General features: G+C 72.2%; 18 protein-coding genes and 1 riboswitch. Of the genes, 5 read left to right on the top strand and 13 right to left on the bottom strand.

Going from position 1 to position 19,468, the window contains the following annotated elements; genetic code table 11:
* Window positions 1–39: 39 nt before the first annotated feature.
* The 5 genes from KME80_RS35290 to KME80_RS35270 are packed head-to-tail and all read right to left on the bottom strand — an operon-like array spanning window position 40 to window position 3,835.
* Window positions 40–972, bottom strand: coding sequence for an ROK family glucokinase (locus KME80_RS35290; protein ID WP_219511203.1), 933 nt, complete (start codon window positions 970–972; stop codon window positions 40–42).
* A gap of 17 nt (window positions 973–989) precedes the next feature.
* On the bottom strand, window positions 990–1,406 hold the full coding sequence (locus tag KME80_RS35285; RefSeq protein WP_219511199.1) for a DUF5304 domain-containing protein: 417 nt from the start codon (window positions 1,404–1,406) through the stop codon (window positions 990–992).
* Window positions 1,407–1,431: 25 nt separating this feature from the next.
* Window positions 1,432–2,607 carry an ArsA family ATPase gene (locus KME80_RS35280; RefSeq protein WP_219511197.1) on the bottom strand — a complete coding sequence of 392 codons (1,176 nt, stop codon included), beginning with the start codon at window positions 2,605–2,607 and terminating at the stop codon, window positions 1,432–1,434.
* Between the two features lies 1 nt (window position 2,608).
* Window positions 2,609–3,046: an SRPBCC family protein gene (locus KME80_RS35275; RefSeq protein ID WP_219511194.1), complete on the bottom strand. Its 438-nt coding sequence runs from the start codon at window positions 3,044–3,046 to the stop codon at window positions 2,609–2,611.
* 21 nt (window positions 3,047–3,067) lie between these two features.
* On the bottom strand, window positions 3,068–3,835 hold the full coding sequence (locus KME80_RS35270) for a metallophosphoesterase family protein (protein WP_219511192.1): 768 nt from the start codon (window positions 3,833–3,835) through the stop codon (window positions 3,068–3,070).
* A 138-nt stretch (window positions 3,836–3,973) separates the two neighbouring features.
* Here KME80_RS35270 and KME80_RS35265 point away from each other — a divergent pair, with 138 nt between their 5' ends.
* From KME80_RS35265 to KME80_RS35245, 5 genes are all read left to right on the top strand, one after another.
* Window positions 3,974–5,728, top strand: a complete 1,755-nt coding sequence (locus tag KME80_RS35265) for an AMP-dependent synthetase/ligase (protein ID WP_219511190.1) — start codon at window positions 3,974–3,976, stop codon at window positions 5,726–5,728.
* A gap of 130 nt (window positions 5,729–5,858) precedes the next feature.
* The gene (locus KME80_RS35260) at window positions 5,859–6,254 is read left to right on the top strand and encodes a coiled-coil domain-containing protein (RefSeq protein WP_219511188.1); all 396 of its coding nucleotides are present in this window, start codon (window positions 5,859–5,861) and stop codon (window positions 6,252–6,254) included.
* A 160-nt stretch (window positions 6,255–6,414) separates the two neighbouring features.
* Window positions 6,415–7,704 (top strand): ABC transporter substrate-binding protein, encoded by a 1,290-nt coding sequence (locus KME80_RS35255; RefSeq protein WP_219511186.1) that lies wholly within the window; start codon window positions 6,415–6,417, stop codon window positions 7,702–7,704.
* The gene (locus tag KME80_RS35250) at window positions 7,704–8,576 is read left to right on the top strand and encodes a carbohydrate ABC transporter permease (RefSeq protein ID WP_219511184.1); all 873 of its coding nucleotides are present in this window, start codon (window positions 7,704–7,706) and stop codon (window positions 8,574–8,576) included. Before KME80_RS35255 ends, KME80_RS35250 begins: the two co-directional genes overlap by 1 nt.
* Complete coding sequence (locus tag KME80_RS35245) at window positions 8,573–9,454, top strand: carbohydrate ABC transporter permease (protein WP_219511182.1); 882 nt, start codon at window positions 8,573–8,575, stop codon at window positions 9,452–9,454. Before KME80_RS35250 ends, KME80_RS35245 begins: the two co-directional genes overlap by 4 nt.
* A 14-nt stretch (window positions 9,455–9,468) precedes the next feature.
* On the opposite strand, the gene KME80_RS35240 is transcribed toward KME80_RS35245, so the two are convergent.
* From KME80_RS35240 to KME80_RS50945, 8 genes are all read right to left on the bottom strand, one after another.
* A complete protein-coding gene (locus KME80_RS35240) occupies window positions 9,469–10,557 on the bottom strand; it encodes a glycosyltransferase family 4 protein (RefSeq protein ID WP_219511181.1) in 1,089 nt (362 codons plus the stop codon).
* Window positions 10,554–11,969: a M48 family metallopeptidase gene (locus tag KME80_RS35235; RefSeq protein ID WP_219511179.1), complete on the bottom strand. Its 1,416-nt coding sequence runs from the start codon at window positions 11,967–11,969 to the stop codon at window positions 10,554–10,556. Before KME80_RS35235 ends, KME80_RS35240 begins: the two co-directional genes overlap by 4 nt.
* Before the next feature lie 11 nt (window positions 11,970–11,980).
* On the bottom strand, window positions 11,981–12,916 hold the full coding sequence (locus KME80_RS35230; RefSeq protein ID WP_219511177.1) for a hypothetical protein: 936 nt from the start codon (window positions 12,914–12,916) through the stop codon (window positions 11,981–11,983).
* Window positions 12,917–13,017: 101 nt separating this feature from the next.
* A complete protein-coding gene (locus tag KME80_RS35225; protein WP_308126055.1) occupies window positions 13,018–13,512 on the bottom strand; it encodes a C40 family peptidase in 495 nt (164 codons plus the stop codon).
* A 76-nt stretch (window positions 13,513–13,588) separates the two neighbouring features.
* Window positions 13,589–13,748: riboswitch (cyclic di-AMP (ydaO/yuaA leader) on the bottom strand.
* Window positions 13,749–14,014: 266 nt separating this feature from the next.
* Window positions 14,015–14,989: a C40 family peptidase gene (locus KME80_RS35220; RefSeq protein WP_308126054.1), complete on the bottom strand. Its 975-nt coding sequence runs from the start codon at window positions 14,987–14,989 to the stop codon at window positions 14,015–14,017.
* 84 nt (window positions 14,990–15,073) lie between these two features.
* A complete protein-coding gene (locus KME80_RS35215) occupies window positions 15,074–16,306 on the bottom strand; it encodes an NYN domain-containing protein (protein ID WP_246646282.1) in 1,233 nt (410 codons plus the stop codon).
* A 659-nt stretch (window positions 16,307–16,965) separates the two neighbouring features.
* Window positions 16,966–17,655: a response regulator gene (locus tag KME80_RS35210; RefSeq protein WP_219511171.1), complete on the bottom strand. Its 690-nt coding sequence runs from the start codon at window positions 17,653–17,655 to the stop codon at window positions 16,966–16,968.
* Between the two features lie 326 nt (window positions 17,656–17,981).
* Window positions 17,982–19,430: a sensor histidine kinase gene (locus KME80_RS50945; RefSeq protein ID WP_308126053.1), complete on the bottom strand. Its 1,449-nt coding sequence runs from the start codon at window positions 19,428–19,430 to the stop codon at window positions 17,982–17,984.
* Window positions 19,431–19,468 lie beyond the last annotated feature (38 nt).

Here is a 19,468-nt window from a genome sequence, read left to right as displayed (position 1 = left end):
CAGACCCAGGCCCGGCGGCGCCGCCGGGGGCGTCGGCGGTCAGCGGCGGCGGGCGAGGTCGGCGGCGCCCACGACGCCGGCCGAGGCGCCCAGCTCGGCCATCCGCACCTCGGCGACGGGCCGGTGGCCCCGACCGGTGAGCCGCTCCTCGAAGGCCGCGCGGGCCCGGTCGAGGAACAGGTCGGCGGCCCTGGACACGCCGCCGCCGAGGATGAAGCACCCGGGGTCGAGGACGGCGGCGAGGTCGGCCATGCCCTGGCCGAGCCAGTCGGCGACGCTGGCGAAGGCGGCGAGCGAGGCCTCGTCGCCCATCCGGGCCGCCTCGGTCACCTCCTCGCCCTCGATCCGGCCGCCGGCCAGCCCGAGCAGCGTCCGGGCGCGCTCGGGGTGCAGGGCGGCGGTCTCCCTGGCCTCGGCGACGAGCGCGTTGCCGCTGGCGTACTGCTCCCAGCAGCCGTGGCGGCCGCAGCCGCACAGCCGCCCGTCGGGCACCACCTGCATGTGGCCGAGTTCGGCGCCCATGCCCCAGTGGCCGCGGTAGAGGTGGCCGTCGAAGACGATGCCGCCGCCGATGCCGGTGCCGATCGTCAGGCAGACCACGTGGGACTGCCCGCGCCCGGCCCCGAACCTGGTCTCGCCCCAGGCCATGGCGTTGGCGTCGTTCTCGATCACCACGGGCAGGCCGACGAGCCCGCTGATCTTCTTCTGCAGGGGCTCCTCACGCCAGGCGAGGTTGGGGGCGAAACGTACGATCGACCGGGTCTCGTCGACGAACCCTGCCGCGCCGACGCCGACGGCCTCGATCTCGCGGTCGCCCGCGAGCTCGCGCACCACGTCCGCGACCGTCTCGGCGACCAGGTCGGGCCGGTCGGCGGCGGTGGGCCTGAGCGCGTGCTGGACGATCTGTCCGTCGTCGTCGACCACACCGGCGGCGACCTTGGTGCCGCCGATGTCCACACCGATCGTGAACATTGCCCGCCTTCCCCTTTTTATCCCAGGTCTATGTGCTCGACATTGTCGCGGTCGCGCTCGTCGCGCGGCCGGCGGGGGGCGGGCCTGCTCAGCGCGTCGAACGCCTCGCGGAAGGCGGCGAACAGCTCGCCGCCGGCGGCCATGATGTGCCCGGCGACGTCACCCGCCGCCTCGCCTGCCCGGTTCGTGGCGCCTTCGCGCTGTGCCGCGATCGCGCGGCAGAAGGGGCACGCCTTGCAGACGTACTCGCCTTCGGGCTCGGACACGGCCTCGCCCCAGACGTCCTTCTGCTCCCGCCCGCCGCCACCGCCCGTGAACGAGTTGAACACGGTCTTGCCGACCTGGCGGGTGGCCCGGCCCTGGATCGCGTCGAAGAGCTTGCGCGCCTCTTCGGCGACGGTCCCGATGGGATCTCTGTCGTTGTTGTCGGTCATGTGGCCCTCCCGGCTGATGCGGCGCTCATCCCGTCGCGTGCGCTTCGTCGGATTTCGCCTCCGAGGTGAACCGTACCCGGAGCGCGCCGTCGCGGAGCACCGCCGAGCTGATCTTCCTGCGGGCGAGGGCGGCGGGCAGCGCCAGGATGCGCCGGTAGGGCCCGGCGGTGATGATCAGTTCGTCGCCCTTGCGGGCCAGGTCGACGTCGCCGTGGCGGGCGCCCGGCAGCGCCAGCGTGAGCTCGTCGGCCGACAGCCGCAGCGGCGGCGGCGCGGCGGGCGGGGCGAACGGGTCGGCCTCGCCGTAGAGCGCCTCGCCGAGCCTGGCCAGCGCCTCCCTGCCGACCGGCTCGGCGGGCAGGTAGGGGACGACGTGCACGGGCAGCGGCGCGAACGACTCCTCGGCCTCGGCCAGCAGCCTGCTCTGGGCCTCCACCCACTGGGCGCGCCACGGGTCGGCGTCACCGGCGGGGAAGACCCGGTTGGCGACGACGGCGTCGACGCGGTAGCCGTACAGGTTGAGCGACGTGAGGGTGCGCCGGGCCTCGGCGAGCACCACCGACTCGGGCGTGAGCACGAGGCGGACGGAGGCGTGGCCGCCGGTGAGCAGGTCGCGCACCTCCATCAGGCCGCGGTGGAAGCGTTCGGCGGCGCCGACCACCTCGTCACCGGGCGCGCTGACGCGGGCGACGCCGCGCACGAACGGCGCGGCGACCCGCAGCAGCCGGCGGCCGAGCGGCATCAGCCGGTTGACGTGCCAGTCGAGCGCCTCGGGCAGCGCGAGCAGGCGCAGCGTCTCGGCGGTGGGCGCGCAGTCGACGACGATGACGTCCCAGCGGCCCTCGCGGGCGTGCTCGCGCAGCTCCATGAGGGCGATGAGCTCCTCCGCGCCGGGCAGCACGGTCAGCTCCTCGGAGGTGATCTCGTCCAGGCCCAGCTCGGCGAGCAGGCCGCGGGCGTAGTCGCGCAGCTCGCCCCAGTGGCGCTCCAGCGAGCGCTGCGTGTCGACCTGGTGCAGGTGCAGGCCGGGCGCGACCTCGCCGGGCTCGACGGCGAGCGCGTCGGCCAGCGAGTGGGCGGTGTCGGTGGAGACGATCAGCGTCTTGAGCCCGCGCCGGGCGGCGAGCGTGGCGGTGGCCGCGGCGGCCGTCGTCTTGCCGACGCCGCCCTTCCCGGTGAACAGCAGGACGCGGGGGCTCACCTCAGCGGCCTTCGACGCGCTTCTTGAGGCCCTTGAGCGCGGTGTCCACGATCACCTTCTCCGCCTTGCGCTTGATCATGCCGATCATCGGGACGGCGAGGTCGACCGCGAGCTCGTACGTCACCTCGATCCCCCTGCCCGTGTCGGCGAGCAGATAACTGCCGTCGAGGCGGGAGACCATCTTGCCGGGCTCCGACACCCGCCAGCTCACGCTCTGGTCGTCGTTCCAGGTGTAGGCGAGGGTGTAGGTGTCGCTGATCATGCCGGCGTCGAGGACGAACCGCACGGACTCGGGCCTGCCGTCGGCGCCGGTGGACAGGACCTCGGCGCTCTTCACCTGGCCGGCCCACTCGGGGTAGGCGGGCAGGTCGGCGATGACCGCCATGACGCCGGCGCGATCGGCGTCGATGACGATGCTCGAACTGGTGCGATCAGCCATGCGACCAAGATACTGGGCCGCTCACCATTCGAGGATGTACGGAACGCCCTTTCCCCGGAAATGGCCCACGTTCACGCATTCGGTGCGGCCGATGCGCAGGCGCGGGTAGAGCGGCTGGTGGACGTGGCCGAACAGGGCGTAGCGCGGCTGGGTCCGCCTGATCAGCTCCAGCGTGGCCTCGCTCCCCCGCTCGAAGCGCCGGGCGACCACGTCGTAGAGCAGCTCGGGCACGGCGGGCGGGATGTGGCAGCACAGCACGTCGACCTCGCCGAGCGCCTCGACCTTGGCGGCGTACGCCTCGTCGCTGATCTCGTACGGGGTGCGGTAGGGGGTCTTGAGCCCGCCGCCGACGAACCCGAAGCGCAGCCCGCCGATCTCCGCCGTCTCCCCGTCGAGCACCCGGTGGCCGGGGCGCAGGTAGTCGGCCCACAGGCGCGGGATGTCGACGTTGCCGTAGGTGAGGTAGGCGGGCGCGGGCATGGCGGCGAACAGGTCGCGGTACTGGGCGCGCACGTTGCGCTCGATGTGCTCGCGCGGGTCGCCGTCGAGGCTCGCCCACAGCGCCGCCGACATGGCCCTGGCCTCGTCGAACCGCTTGGCCGTGCGCAGCGCGATGAACCGGGCGGCCTGCTCGGCGCCGAACAGGTCGGCGAAGATGCCCTGCGCGTGGTCGTCGTAGTCGATGAACAGGATCAGGTCGCCGAGACAGATGAGCGCGTCGGCGCCGTCGCCCGCCCGCGCCAGCGCGTCCGCCCTGCCGTGCACGTCACTGACCACGTGGACCCTCATGGGCCGATCCTATGAACAACGGCTGCTAGCGTGATGAATGCCCTTCATCACGTCTGGATGACGAACCTACCGGCGCGTAACTTGTCGCGGTAACGTCCAGCGCATACCAGAAGCGTGCACCCGACTAGGAGTGGATCCGTGCGCGAGTACAGCGTCCCGGTGCTGGTGGATGTGCCTGCCGCCGCCTGCCTGCCCGACACCGTGTTCCGGCGGGGCGAGCAGGAGCCCGGCCGGGTCGTCATGCGCCGCAAGCAGGACGACGCCTGGCCGGTCGTCACGGCGGGCGAGTTCCGCGACCAGGTGGTGGCGCTGGCCCGCGGCCTCGTCGCGGCCGGCATCGAGCACGGCGACCGGGTGGCGCTGATGTCGCGCACCCGCTACGAGTGGACGCTCATCGACTACGCGATCTGGTCGATCGGCGCGGTGACCGTGCCGGTGTACGAGACCTCCTCGGCCGAGCAGGTCCGCTGGATCCTCGCCGACAGCGGCGCCAAGGCCGTCTTCGTCGAGCTCGACACGCACGAGGAGACCGTGCGCGAGGCCGCGCCCGACCTCAAGCTCGTGTGGCGGGTCGACGCCGGCCCCGAGGGCGCCGACGTGGAGGAGGCCGCCGTGCACGAGCGGCGCTCCCTGGTGTGCGCCGCCGACCTGGCCACGATCGTCTACACCTCGGGCACCACCGGCCGGCCCAAGGGCTGCCGGATCACCCACGACAACCTGCTGTTCACCGCCGTCAACGTGCTGCGCGGGCCGCTGGAGCCGCTGTTCGCCGCCAAGGACCCGGCGGCGCTGCTGTTCCTGCCGCTGGCGCACATCTTCGCGCGGATGATCCAGGTGGTGCTCGTCGAGGCGGGCGCGATCATGGCGCACACCCCGAACATGAAGAACGTCGCCCCCGACCTCCAGGACTTCAAGCCCACGTTCCTGCTCGGCGTGCCGCGCGTCTTCGAGAAGGTCTACAACGCCGCCGAGCAGAAGGCCATCGCGGGCGGCAAGGGCAAGATCTTCGCCCGCGCCGTCGACGTGGCCGTGGCCTGGAGCAAGGCCGAGAGCTCCGGCGGCGCCCCCCTCGGCCTGCGGCTGCGGCGGGCGCTGTTCGACAAGCTCGTGTACGGCAAGCTGCGCGCGGCCACGGGCGGCAGGCTCACCGCGGCGGTGTCGGGCGGATCGGCGCTCGGCGACCGGCTCGGCCACTTCTTCCGCGGCGTCGGCATCGAGGTGTACGAGGGCTACGGGCTCACCGAGACCTCGGCCCCCTGCTCGGTCAACATGCCGGGCGCCAACAAGATCGGCACGGTCGGCAAGCCGCTGCCCGGCGTGACGCTGCGCATCGGCGACGACGGCGAGATCCTGGCCCGGGGCCGCAACGTGTTCGCCGGCTACTGGAACAACGACGAGGCCACCGCCGAGGCGATCGACGAGGCCGGCTGGTACCACACCGGCGACGTCGGCGAGCTCGACGCCGACGGCTACCTGCGCATCACCGGGCGCAAGAAGGAGATCCTGGTGACGGCCGCGGGCAAGAACGTCGCCCCCGGGCCGCTCGAGGACTCCCTGCGCGCCCACCCGCTCATCTCGCAGGCCATGCTCGTCGGCGACGGCCGGCCGTTCGTCGGCGCGCTCGTCACGCTCGACCCCGAGGCGCTGGAGCAGTGGTCGTCCGGCAACGGCCGCCCCGCCGACCCGCGCACCGACCCGCGCATCCTGGCCGAGGTGCAGGGCGCGGTCGACCGGGCCAACGCCATGGTGTCGAAGGCCGAGCAGATCAAGAAGTTCACGATCCTGGCCGCCGACCTCACCGAGGAGAGCGGCCACCTGACCCCCACCCTCAAGGTCAAGCGCAACCTCGTCATGCGCGACTTCAACCCCGAGATCGAGGCCCTGTACGGGTAATGCTGGGGCTCCAGCATTGCCAAGAAACCGTATGGAGTCGTCTGCACACGCGGAGTAGCCTTTGGATGACATCGGGACCGGAGATCGCCAACATCCCCGGTCCCTGCCTTCGAAGGTAGGGAGTTCCACCGTGAGTATCAAGGAGACAGGCGTTCGATTCGCGCAGGCAATCCACGATGAGGTGATTCACATCCGAGCGGACAACAAGGAACTCGCGCAGGATCTGACGGAGAGGATCAACGGCGTCGCCGCCCGGGTCAAGACCCTCGACGGAAAGGTCACCCTGCTCGACAAGCGCGTCGAGCGCCTGGAGGTCAAGGTCGACCGCCTGGAAGTCAGGGTCGAGCGTCTGGAGGTCAAGGTCGACCGCCTGGAGGAGAAGGTCGACGCGGGCTTCCAGGCCGTGGAGCGCAGGTTCGAAGCGGTCGACCGCCGGTTCGAGACCATGCAGAAGACGCAGAACGACATGATGGGCATCCTGGTCGACATCCAGCGCAGGCTGAGCGACCCGAGCGCCTGTAACTAGCCGGTCAACTGAGAGGCCGTCGGCCCGCGGGAGCGGGTCCGGCGGCCTCTTCGGCGTTCGTGGGGCGGAAACGCACACGTTGACAGTTTGAAATGGTGCGTTTTCGATGAAGGGTGAGTGAACTCGGGGGAACTTGAGGGTCCGGCAAGGAGGAACCATCATGGACCAACGTCCGCCACTCTCCCGCCGCAATCTCCTGATAGGGGCCGCCGCAGCGTTCGGCGTGCCCGCCGTCCTGACCGGGTGCGGCTCCGGCGCGCCCGCGCCCGGCGGCAGCACGACCGGCAACACGGCCGCCGGCGCCGTGACGCTGGGGTCCAACGCCTCGGACGAGGTGCCGAAGAAGTCACTGGAGACCGTGCTGAAAGGCTTCACCTCCGGCCAGGTGAAGGTCAACACGGTGGACCACAACACCTTCCAGGAGAACATCAACCGCTACCTGCGCGGCACCCCGGACGACGTGTTCACCTGGTTCGCGGGATACCGGATGCAGTTCTTCGCCGAGCAGGGCCTGGCGACGGACATCTCGGACGTGTGGCGGGAGATCGGGGCCGACTACACCCCGGCTTTCAAGGCGGCGTCGACGGGCACCGACGGCAAGCAGTATTTCGTGCCGTTCACGTACTATCCGTGGGCGGTCTTCTACCGCAAGAGCGTGTGGGAGGAGAAGGGGTACGAGCCTCCGAAGACGCTGGACGAGCTGACGGCGCTGTCGCGGCGGATGAAGGCCGACGGGCTGGTCCCGATCGCGTTCGCCGACAAGGACGGCTGGCCGGCGATGGGCACGTTCGACATCATCAACATGCGCACGAACGGCTACGACTTCCACATCGCGCTCATGGCGGGGAAGGAGTCGTGGACGGATCCCCGGGTGAAGCAGGTGTTCGAGACGTGGCGCGGGCTGCTGGAGCACCACCAGCCGGCCGCGCTGGGCCGCACCTGGCAGGAGGCGGCGCAGTCGCTGGCGGAGAAGAAGACCGGCATGTACCTGCTCGGCATGTTCGTCGCCCAGCAGTTCCCCGAGGCGGACCGGGACGACCTGGACTTCTTCACGTTCCCCGAGATCAACCCGGCCTACGGCACCGACTCGATCGACGCGCCCATCGACGGCTACATGGTCTCCGCCAAGGCCAGGAACGTGGACGGCGCCAAGGCGCTGATCAAGCACTTCGCCCAGGCGGCCGCGCAGAACGTGGCCACCGAGGCCGACCCCGGCACGCTGGCGGCCAGCTCCAAGGCCGACACCAGCGGCTACAGCGCGCTGCAGAAGCGCGGCGCCGAGCTGGTCTCGCAGGCGTCGCACATCGCCCAGTTCCTCGACCGTGACACCCGGCCCGACTTCGCCTCCACCGTGATGATCCCGTCGCTGCAGTCGTTCATCGACAAACCTGCCGAGATCGACTCCTTACTCGTGTCCATCGAGAAGCAGAAGGCCAACATCTTCCGTTGATGGCCGTCAAGACCCGTCGCTACTCCGCCCGCGACGTGACCGTGCTGGTCATCGGGCTGGGGGTGGCCGTCATCGCCAGCGTGGGCCTCGTCTGGGGGCCCACGCTCGCCTCCGTGGTGCTGTCCGCGACCGACTGGAACGGCTTCGGGCCGATCGAGTGGGTCGGCGGGCGCAACTACGGCGACCTGGCCGGCGAGTATCCGCCGTTCTGGTCGGCCGTGCGCAACAACGTCCTGTGGCTGGGCTTCCTCGGGCTGGTCGCGACCCCGTTCGGCCTGTTCTGCGCGGTGCTGCTGGACCGGCGGCTGCGGCTGTCGCGGTTCTACCAGAGCGCGCTCTACCTGCCGGTGGTGCTGTCGCTGGCCGTGGTCGGGTTCATCGCGCAGCTCGTCTACTCCACCGACTACGGCGTGCTGAACGCGGTCACCGGGCTGTCGGTCGACTGGCTGGGCGACCGGTCGGTCAACATCTGGGTGGTCATGGTCGCGGCGGCCTGGCGGCACGTCGGCTACGTGATGATCATCTACCTGGCGGGGCTGAAGGCCGTCGACCCGGCGCTGAAGGAGGCCGCGGCCATCGACGGAGCCAATGAGGCGCAGACGTTCTTCCGGGTGGTGTTCCCGACGCTGCGGCCGGTCAACGTGATCGTGCTGGTGATCACGGTGATCGAGGCGCTGCGCGCGTTCGACATCGTCTACGCGATCAACAAGGGCCGCAACGGGCTCGAACTGCTGTCGGTGCTGGTCACGGAGAACATCGTGGGCGAGGCCAGCCGGATCGGGTTCGGCTCGGCGATCGCGGTGGTGCTGCTGGTGATCTCGCTGGGGTTCATCGTGACGTACCTGTCGCAGCTGTTCAGGGAGGAACGATGACGGCCCTCGCCCCGGCCCGGCGGCGGGCCAGGCCGCTGCGCGTCCTGCTGCACGCCTTCCTCGCGCTGGTGGCGCTGGGCTGGCTGCTGCCGCTGGCGCTGGCCGTGTACGCCTCGCTGCGCCCGTACGAGGAGACGGCCAGGCTCGGCTACTTCTCGCTGCCCGAAAGTCTCACGCTGGACTACTACGGGCAGGCGTGGAGCCAGGCCGAGCTGCCCCGCTACTACCTCAACACGCTGATCATCGTAATCCCGGCCCTGCTGCTGACGCTCTTCCTGGCCTCGTTCGCCGCCTTCGCCATCGCCCGGGCCAGGATCCCCGGGCGCCGGACCCTGCTCATCGTCTTCACCGCGGGCAACCTGCTGCCGCCGCAGGTGCTCATCACCCCGCTCTACACGCTCTACACGCTGGTCCCGCTGCCGCTGTGGCTGTCGGACTCCCAGGCGCTGTACGACTCCTACCTGGGGCTCATCCTCATCCATGTGGCGTTCCAGTTCGGGTTCTGCGTGTTCGTCATGGCGAACTTCATGCGCACGATCCCGGAGGAGATCACCGAGGCGGCGCTGGTGGACGGGGCGAGCGTGTGGCGGCGCTACTGGAAGCTGACGCTGCCGCTGTGCCGCCCGGTGCTGGCGGCGCTGGCGACGTTGCAGTTCACCTGGATGTACAACGACTTCCTGTGGGCGCTGGTGCTCATGTCGTCGGGTGACAAGCTGCCCGTCACCTCGGCGCTGAACAACCTGCGCGGCCAGTTCTTCACCGACTACAACCTGCTGGCGGCCGGGTCGGTGCTGGTCGCGCTGCCGACGCTGATCGTCTTCCAGCTCCTGCACAAGCAGTTCGTCGCCGGGCTCACGCTCGGGTCCACGAAGGGGTGATCAGGCAGGGAGGATCACAGCAGGGCGCGGAAGCGGTCGGCGACCCGGTCCCACGACCATTCGGCGGCGATCCAGTCGCGGCCGGCCTCGCCCAGCTTCCGCGCCCGCTCGGGCGCGCTCAGCAGCTCGATCAGGGCCGCGGCCACCTCCCCGGTGTCGCGGCCGTCGACGACCAGGCCGGTCTCGCCGTGCCGCACCGCCTCGGGCGCGCCTCCGGACGCGCCCGCCACCACCGGCAGCCCCGTCGCCGACGCCTCCAGGAACACGATCCCGAGCCCTTCCACGTCGACCCCGCCCCACCGGGTACGGCACGGCATCGCGAACACGTCGCCGGCCGCGTAGTAGCCGGGCAGGTCGGCGGCCGGGACGCTGCCGGTGAACACGATCGACGGGCTGCCCGCGGCCAGCCGCTCCAGCCTGCGCCGGTGCGGGCCGCCGCCGACCAGCAGCAGCACCGCGCCCGGCACCTCGCGCAGGACCGTCGGCCAGGCTCTGATGAGCTGGTCCTGCCCTTTGCGCGGCACCAGCCGGGACACGCACACCACCACCGGCCCGCCGCCGGGCCACCGGGGCTCCACGTCGGGCCGGAACTGCGTCACGTCCACGCCGGGGGCCAGCCGTACCAGCTTGTCCTCGGGGACGACCGGCGCCAGCCGGGCGCGGGTGTAGGGGCCGAGGTAGGTGACCACGTCGGCGTGGCCGGCGATGCGGCGCAGCACCGAGCGGAACCCCGGCGCGCCCGCCCAGGACGCCTCGTGGCCGTGCGTGAGCATGACGATCCGCCGCGCGCCCGCCGCGCGCAGGCGCGGCGCGAGCAGGCCGAGCGGCGCCGCCGCGCCGAACACGACGGTGTCGGCGCCGTGCTCGGCCACCAGCCGCGCCGCCCGCCGGGCGACGGCGGGCGTCGGCAGCATCAGCCGGCCCGGGTGCCGGACGACCCGGTACGGCTGCCGCCGGTCGAACTCGGCGCAGCCGGGCCAGGCCGGGGCGTAGACGGCCACGCCGGGGGTGCGCAGGGCCAGGCCGTGCACGAACGACTGGATGCCGCCGGGGCGCGGCGGGAAGTCGTTGGTGACGACGACCACCCGGCGAGGTGCGCTCACGGCTGGGGGCGGCCGTTCAGCTCGGCCCAGGAGCGGGCCATGGCGATCCGCTGGGCAGCCGTGGGATGGGAGGCATAGAGCACATATTCCACCGCATCTGGCGACAAGTCGGAAATATTGGCTGTTGCCAGGCGTTTCTGCATCGCGACGAACGTGGCCGGGTCGCCCGTCAGGTCCAGGGCGTGCGCGTCGGCCCTGGCCTCGATGTGGCGGCTGATCACGTTCTGCGCCGGGCCGGACAGAAACGTCGCCAGCGTCATCAGCCCCAGCACCACGCCCACCGCCCGGGGATCGGTGATCGGCGCACCACCCGTACGCCGCCGTGCCGCTCCGAACACCAGGAACAGCAGGACCGCCCCCAGCGCCGCGCCGAGCGCCCCGACGAGCGTGCCGTGCAGGACGTCGCGGTTCTTCGCGTGGCCGAGCTCGTGCGCCACCACCAGCTCCACCTCACGCGGCGGCGCCTTGAGCAGCGTGTCGTAGACGACGATCCGGCGGGTCGCGCCGAACCCCGAGACGTAGGCGTTCAGCGCGGTCGTCCGGCGCGAGGCGTCGGCCACCAGCACGTCCTCCACCGGCACCCCGTCACGCTCGGCCATCGCCATCAGGTTGGCGCGCAGCGGCGAGTCCGGCATGGCGTGGAAGTCGTTGAACACCGGCTCGAACACCACCGGGTAGACGAACGACGCCCCCACGGTCAGCGCGAACGCCCCGGCGGCGGCCGGGATCCACCAGCGCCGGATCCGCCGCGCCAGCGCCACCACGGCCAGCACCATGACGGCCAGCAGGGCCGCGTTGATGCCGACGCTCTTGAGCCGGTCGCCCGTCCAGGCCGCCCAGTCCTGCGTGGACAGCCCGAAGTCGCGCAGCGTGCCCTCGAACCACATGCCGAGCGGCCACCGTACGGCCTCCTCGATCACCGTGAGCACGAGGACGCCCAGCAGCACCCGCGCCCACCACGGGCCCCGCAGCCATCCCAGCAGCCTCGCGCCGAGCGGCGTGGCCACGAGCAGCCCGGCGAACACCAGCGTGACGCCCAGCGACAGGTAGCTCGGCACGCTGGTGGCCGCGTCGAACGCCTGCGAGCGGGCGATCTCGGCGGCGCCGAAGTCACGCGCCGGGTCGGGCGTCACCTCGGGCGCCCCGGCGGGCAGCGCCGTCCACGGCGTCGTGAACGCCACCACCCCGGCGATCACCGCCCCCAGCACGGCCAGCCCGGCCCCGGCCTCCCGCCGCAGCCTCGCCTCACGCCCGCCCCCGTCGCCTGTCACGTGCCCGTCCCCGTCCCCGGCCACGTCCTCGTCCCCCGTCTCGGGCGACGGCTCGGCGACGTCCGCCCTCTGGAGGGCGCGGGTGGCGGGCGGGCCGACGTCCTGTTCGGTCGTCTCGCGCCGTTCCTGCCGGTCGTCCATGTCGCGTCCCCTCACGCCAGTCGGTCCCGGACGTACGCGCGCCACAGCCGGGTCAGCGTGCCCGCCGAGAGCCCCAGCGAGGCCAGCGCCCGGCCGGCGCCGTACGTCTGGGCATCACGGTAGAGCCTCACCAGGCTCTTCTCACCCCAGCGCGCGGCGACGAAGCGACACACCAGCCAGGCTTCCTGGTACGCGCGGGCGAGCCGGCCCGCGTCGGCCCCGGGGACGAAGTCGGCCGCGTCCGGCAGATCGGACGGCGTCCGCCCGGCCCGCACCTCGGCGGCCAGCTCGGCGGCGGCCACCTCGACGGGCAGCCCGGCGTCCCGGTAGGCCACGTAGTCGGCGAAGCCCTCGTACAGCCAGACGGGCAGCCCGTCGGTCCCGGCGGCCACGTGGGTCAGCTCGTGCGCCAGCACGACGTCACGCCCGACCGGGGTGAGCCGGGCGAAGTGCTCGGGCACCACGATCACGCGTCCCCGGTCGGCCACCGCCGCCAGCCCGTCGACCGACGCGACGCCGGCCAGCGCGGCGGCCTCCCGCGCCGAGGCGGGCACCAGGACCACGGCCCGGACGTCGCCGCCCAGCACTCCGCCGACCCGCCGCCCCGCGGTGTCGGCCCGGCGCGCCAGGTCCGCCAGCAGCCCGGGGGGCGCGTCCTGCCCGGCGACGAGCGACCGCTCACCGCGTACGACGTCGAGCCCGTCGCCCCAGCGCGCCCGCACGCCGGCGAGCACCCCCGCCTCGATGGCGGCGCCTCCCGGCGCCGGGACCGGGCCGGGCCCCCCGGCCAGGAACGCCGCGACAACCAGCAGCACCACCGGCACGACCCGCCGACGCATCCACGCGGACACCCTGCCGGGCGCGCCGCCGGACGTGCTGCCGAGCCCCTTGCCGGACGTGCTGCCGGGCCCATTTCCAGGCCCGCTGCCGGACCCCCTGTCGGACACGCTGCCCGATCGTAGCCGCCGATCCTGAGCGTCAGCCCGGTCCGGAGCCCGGGAAGGCCGAAGGCCCCGTCCCGGGTCGGGGACGGGGCCTTCGGCGCAGGTCACAGACCGGGACGCACCGCGCCCGCGAACGACGCCTTGCGCCAGCCGCGAAGCTTCTCGACACGCACGCGCTGGCCCGTTCTCGGCGAGTGGACCATCTTGCCGTCGCCGACGTACATGCCCACGTGCCCGAGCCCGCGGAAGAACATCAGGTCACCCGGCTGCAGGTGCTTGTAGGAGACCTTCTTCCTGATGCGCGCGAACTGGCTGTTCGTCACGCGCGGGATCTTCACCCCGGCCTTCTTCCAGGCGTACTGGACGAGGCCCGAGCAGTCGAACGACCCGGGGCCGGTGGCGCCGTAACGGTACGGGTCGCCGATCTGCTTCTTGGCCACGGCCACGGCCTTGCGGGCCTTGGCCTTCTGCCGAGCGACCTTGGCCACCGTCGACGACTTGACGGACTTCTCCGTCTTGGTCACCGCAGTGGTGGCGAACTCATTCGTCGTCGCCGCCTGCGCCGTCGGGGCGTGGACGACCAGACCTCCGGCCGTCACGGTGATCAGCGCTACGCCACTCAGGGCGAGACGGGACAGACGGGGGTTGTGCGAGAGGGTAGACAGGATTGCTCCTAGGGGCTTCCACGAACGCCTACCGGGTTAGCTGACGGATTCGGGCCTGGAAGTCGCCCTACGGCGCTGAACGCGCCGATTCACCCCTGATCACCGCGTACGGGATCGTTGGGTCCCCGGCTCCGTGCCTCCTGGCTGCACGGACTCGGCAGGCCACCGCCGCGTCTTCGCGCCTCGGGGGCGCTGGCCGCGGTGACCGGCGGATGGTTCTCTCTGTCGAACATCGGGGGACCCGATGGTGACCGGCGGGCGTCCTGGCTGGAACGCCGCGACGCCAGAAGTTACGCCGAAAAGTCACGTAATGGCAAAGCCTGAGTAAGCGAGTAAAGATCAGACACGCCGGGAGTCAGGTCCTCATCCCCCGCCGGAGCAGCGGGTTTCGTTACCCAAGTGTGACCCTCCTCACACTTGGGCCGACCCCGTCTTGTCAGGGGCGTACGGCGCCCACGAGACGGCGCCCGTACGACGAGAGTGTGACCACCTTCACCACGTCACCCGTCTGCGGCGCATGCACGATCTTGCCGCCGCCCGCATAGATGCTCACGTGCCCGAGGCCCTCGCTGAAGATCAGGTCGCCGGGCTCCAGCGCGTTGAGCGACACCTTGCGGCTGGCGCCCCACGACCACTGCTGCCAGGTCGTGCGCGGCAGCGAAACGCCACCGGCCCGCCAGGCGGCCTGCGTGAGCCCCGAGCAGTCGTAGCCGCCCGGCCCGGTGCCGCCGAACACGTACGGCTTGCCGACCTGCGCGTACGCGAAGCGCAGCACGGCCGCGGCGTTGCCCGAGGCGGGACCCGTGTACTTGAGGCCGGTGCTGTTGGGATTGCCCGCCTTGTACGCGCCCAGCCGGTCGAGGAGCTTCTTCTGGTCCTTGATGAGGTCCAGGATCTCCGCCCGGTCCTTCTTGACCGCGTCCCGCTCCTTGTCGGCCGCGGCCAGCGCCTCCTCGGCGCGGTCACGGTCGGCCTTCAGCCCCCGGTTCGCCCGGTCGAAGGCGGCGAGCTTCTGGGTGCGCTCCTGCGCGAGCTGCCCGCGTAACGCCATCCCGTACAGCAGATCGGCCGGATCGTCGCTGGTCATCATGGTGGGCAGGGTCGAGAAGTCGCCCCCCAGCTTGTACGTCTCGACGGCCATGTTGACGACCTCGCCGCGCAGATCCGCGACGGTCGCCAGCTTGCGCTTGTACGTGTCGTTCAGCCGGCTGTAGCGCGCCTTGGCCTCTTTGTACTTCTCGGTGGCCGTGTTGTAGCGGTCCACGACCTTGTCGGCCTTGTCGTTGAGCTTGTCGAGCTTCGCTCTCGCCTGCGCGAGAGTCGGCTTGGGATCGGCCAGCACCCCTCCGACGGGGGTCATCACCAGTCCGAACACCAGACCCGCGGCCAGCGGCACCCGGCCCAACCTCACAGCGTCGCCTCCCAGGGGATCATCCTCGGGGCGAAATAGTACAGAAGTGGCGAGTAATCCTCACCTAAACGCCATATTCGTCATCTATGCGCGACCGAGCCGCCTCAGCAGCAGCGCGGACGGAACGGGCCTGGCGCCCATCCGCCTGACGGACTCGGCCACCTCGCGGTCGGAGGACACCACGGCGATCGCCCGGCCGGGCGGCTCGGCCCGGACGAGCTGGCGGATCAGGTCGTCGGCGATCTCACCCGGCGCGCTGAACAGCACCCGCACCCCGCGTGGCGCCACCACCTGCACCGGAGAGTTGAGCTCGGCGCCGTCGAACACCACGGTCACCTCGACGCGCGTCTGCGCGACCAGCCCGCCGAGCCCGGTCATCAGGCGGGCGCGCTGGTCGGCGAGCGTGAGCGTGCCGTAGCCGGACTTGGTCACGTTGTAGCCGTCGATGATCAGATGCACCTGCGGCAGCGCCAGAAGCTGATCGAGCAGCTGCGGGTCGTCGTCAGCCAGCGCGCGGGCGGGCACGCCGCGCACACCCGGCCGCTCACCGGTGAGCGCCGCGACCGAGTCGGCCGGCCGGCTGATCATTGTGGGCAGCGCCAGCTCCCTGCGCAGCCCCGCCGAGGCGTCCTGCAGCGCGTCGAGCAGCACCCGGATGCGCGCGTCCTCGACGCTGCGGCCCTCACGCGCGGCCCGGCGCGAGGCTTCGAGCTGCTTCTCCACATCGGCCAGGCGCTCACGCAACCGCCGCAGCTCCGACTCCCCCGCGCTGCCGGCGGCCGTGGCGGCGTGCCTGGCCTCCTCCGCGGCCTGCTCCATCTCCTCGGCCCGCCGCACCGCGCCCTTCGCGCGCTCGCGGGCCTCGTGCAGCTTGCGGCGCAGCTCGGAGTTCTCGCCGCGGGCCGCCTTCAACTGCTCACGCAGCCGCTCGGCCTCCTCCTTGGCCGCGCTCTTCTGCGCGGCGAGCTGCTCACGCAGCCGGGAGACGACCTCCTCGCGCTCCGACCCCTCGGCCGCGGCGGCGGACTGCTCCAGGTCGGCGCGGGCCGACTCCACCATGTCGGCCCAGCCGGGCGGCCGCGTGAGATAAGCCGCGGCGGCGACCAGCACCGGATCGGCGGCGGGCGGCACGTTGCCCTCGGCCAGCGAGGCCACCAGCTCCGGCCAGCCGGAGGCCACCGACTCGGCGACCACCTCGCGGAACTTCTTGTCGTTCTCCAACTGCGCGGCGATCGGCGCACTGCCCAGCCGGGCACGCTTACGCGGGTCGAACTTGGCGATGCCGCGCAACGGCGCCGGCACCGCCACAGCGGGCATCGAACCGAGAACCTGGGCCGCGAGGTCGACCACATTGAGCCGCACCTGCTCGGGAAGCGGGCGAGACAGGCCTTCACCCGCTGAACTCATCCCACTGTCCCTTCATGACATGCCCTTTCAGACAAGGGTACGGCTGCCCGCTACCTGTCCGTAACGGCCACCCAAGATGGGACAAGCGCTCGTCCAACCCTCGCACCCCCACACGCAGCCCCCACAGGCCCCGGCAGCACCCTCTCCGAACCCGGCACAGCCCGCACAGGCCCGACCACAGCACGCACGGAGTCGGACCCGGCCCCTCCCCCTCCCAGGGACCGGACGCGGCACCCCCGGGCCCGGCACCCCGCGTAGCCGACACGGCAACCCCAGGGCCTGACCCCGCCGATGCCCACACGGCGCTGCCGGGACCCCGCACAGTCCCCCAGGGACCCTGCACAGCATCCCCCGGACCCGGCACGGCACCCTCCTGGCCTGGCAGGGCACCCTCCGGACCCGGCACGGCCCTCGCGGACCCGACACCCACGCCCCAGCTACGGCGCCCCAGCCCCGCCCCCAAATCCCCGCTCCCAGCCTCGCCTCCGGCCGGTACGCCTCACGGACCGGTGGCCTGCCTGGACGGCTCCGCTGCGACAGAGCCCGGGAAAGCTGGAATCCCAGCCCCGTCAGCTCGCGTCGTAGACCAGCAGCGCGATCTGGACCCGGTTGTTCAGCGCCAGTTTGGTAAGGATGCGCGAAACATGCGCCTTGACCGTGGGCACGCTCATGTACAGCTCGCGGCCGATCTCCGCGTTGGACCTGCCCCTCCCGACCGCCAGCGCCACCTCACGCTCGCGCTCGCTGAGCCGGGCCAGCAGCCCGCGCGCCCGCTCGGCCCGTCCGACAGCGCCGCCGTGCGACACGTGGGTGATGAGCTGCCGGGTGACGGCGGGCGACAGGATCGGCTCCCCCGCGGCCACCTTCCTGATCGCGGCCACCAGCTCGACGGGCGGGATGTCCTTGAGCAGGAATCCGGCGGCACCCGCGCGCAGCGCCCGCAGCACCTGCGCGTCGGCGTGGAACGTGGTCAGCACCACGACCTCCGGCGGCGCCTTGGTCGCCCGCAGCGCCTCGGTCGCGGCCAGTCCGTCGACGCCGGGCATCCTGATGTCCATCAGCACCACGTCGGGCCGGTGCTCGGCGACCAGCGGCGGCACCTGCGCCCCGTCACCCGCCTCGCCCACGATCTCGATCCCGTCCACGCCGCCCAGGATCATCGCCAGCCCGGCCCGCACCAGCGCGTCATCATCAACGATCAGCACCCGAATCGACCCAGCCGCCGACCCGGCCGTCAGCCCACGCCTTGACTCGCTCATCACCCCGCCTGTCGCCCTTGTCAGCCCGCTCACCGCCCCGGTCGTCACCCCGTTCTCCGCCCCGCTCATGGCCCCGGGAGGTGGCCCAGCGACCGGTCCAGGAACCCGCTGTGGGGGCGGTCCGGAGATCGGTTCGGCGACCGCCCCGGCATCGCTCCGGGACCGGTCCGGAGGCCGACCCGGCGGCCCGCCCCGGGATCGACCTGGAGGTTGCTCCAGGGACCGGTCCGGAGGCCGGTCGGCAGGTCGGCCCGGAGGCCGGCCAGGACGTCTGCCCGGGGTCGGGAGGGAGGTCGGTTCGGGAACCCGGTCCGGGATCGGGTCCGTCATGCGCTCTCCTCCGGGCAGGGCCACGGCAGCCAGGCGCGCACCACGAACTCGCCGTCCGGCGTCGGCCCGTGCTCCAACCGGCCGCCCGCGAGCTCAGCCCGCTCGGCCAGCCCGATGAGCCCGGCCCCGGCCCCCGGGATGCGGGCGGCATGCCGCGACCCGAGTGCGTTGTGCCTGGACCCCAGCGCATTGCGTACCTCGGCCGACAGCCCGCGCCCCGGCGCACCCGTCACCGTCACGGTGGCCGGTGCCCCGCCCGCATGCTTGCGCGCGTTGGTGAGCGCCTCCTGCACGATCCGGTAGACGTTGCGCCCCAGCGCCTCGGGCAACCGCTGCCCTCCGTACGGCGCGGGCCCTTCGGGCGACGCGGGCATCTCGGACGGCGCAAACCCTCCAGCGGCCGGTCCGACAGGGGGCGCGCCGGTGGGAAGGGCGGCGGGCACGTCGGCAGGCACGATGGCGGGCACGGCAACGGGCGCGTCCGTGGACACAACGACAGGCGCGGCGGCGCGTACGTCGGAGGGCGCTTCTGCGGACACCTCGGCAGGCGGGTCCACGTGCAGGTCGAGGCGGACGTCGAGGCCCGCGCGGCGGCATTCGGCCACCAGCGCGGGGAGGTCGTCGAGGGTGGGCTGGGGCCGGTCGGGGACGGGGTCGTCGGCGGGCGCGCCGGAGTGGCGCAGCACCCCGATGACCTCCCGCAGGTCCTGGAGCGCCTGGTGGGCGCCCTGGCGGATGGCGCCGGCGGCGCGGGCGACCTCGGCCTCCGGCGCCCCGGGACGGAACTCGAGCGCGCCGGCGTGCAGGCTGAGCATCGACAGGCGGTGCGCGAGCACGTCGTGCATCTCGCGGGCGATCCGCTCGCGCTCCAGCCGTCTGGCCTCCTCGGCGGCCCCGTCAGCGCGCTGCCGGAGGGACCAGACGAGCTGCCGCCTGGCCCGTATGACGATGCCCCAGGCGAACACGGTCAGCAGGATCGCCAGCCCGAAGACGAACGTGCCGAGCCAGCCGAGCTCGGCGTCGGGCCAGATCATCGCGTTGGGCGCCAGGGTGAGGACGCCGAGCAGCGCGACCGGCCCGGAGATTTTGAACGGCCGGTGGACGGCGACGGTGAACAGGGCGACCACGGCCGCCCCGCCGATGAGCAGCAGCGAGGAGGACAGGGTCAAGGTGACCAGCGCGAGCGCGACCGGCCATCGGCGGCGCAGCCAGACGGCGAGGCAGGACAGCACGCCCAGCGCCTGCTCGACGGCCTGGACGGGCTCGGGCGCGTCGCGGATCTCGGCGAGGGTCATCAGGGTCAGGCCGCAGGCGCCGAGGAAGAGCGTGAGGTCGACGATCCAGTCGCGCGTCGAGCGGCGCACGGGCCGGCCCGCGCCGCCGTCGCCGAGCAGCACGGACGGCAGGGCCCACCGGTATTCGGGGGCGTGCTCGGGTCCGTTCACGTTTCCCGAGGTTATGCGGTGGGCACGGGCGGGCGGTA

Source organism: Nonomuraea ceibae (assembly GCF_019396325.1).
In the GTDB taxonomy this organism is placed as follows: Bacteria; Actinomycetota; Actinomycetes; order Streptosporangiales; family Streptosporangiaceae; genus Nonomuraea; species Nonomuraea ceibae.
This window is presented reverse-complemented; position numbering and strand designations above follow the sequence as displayed.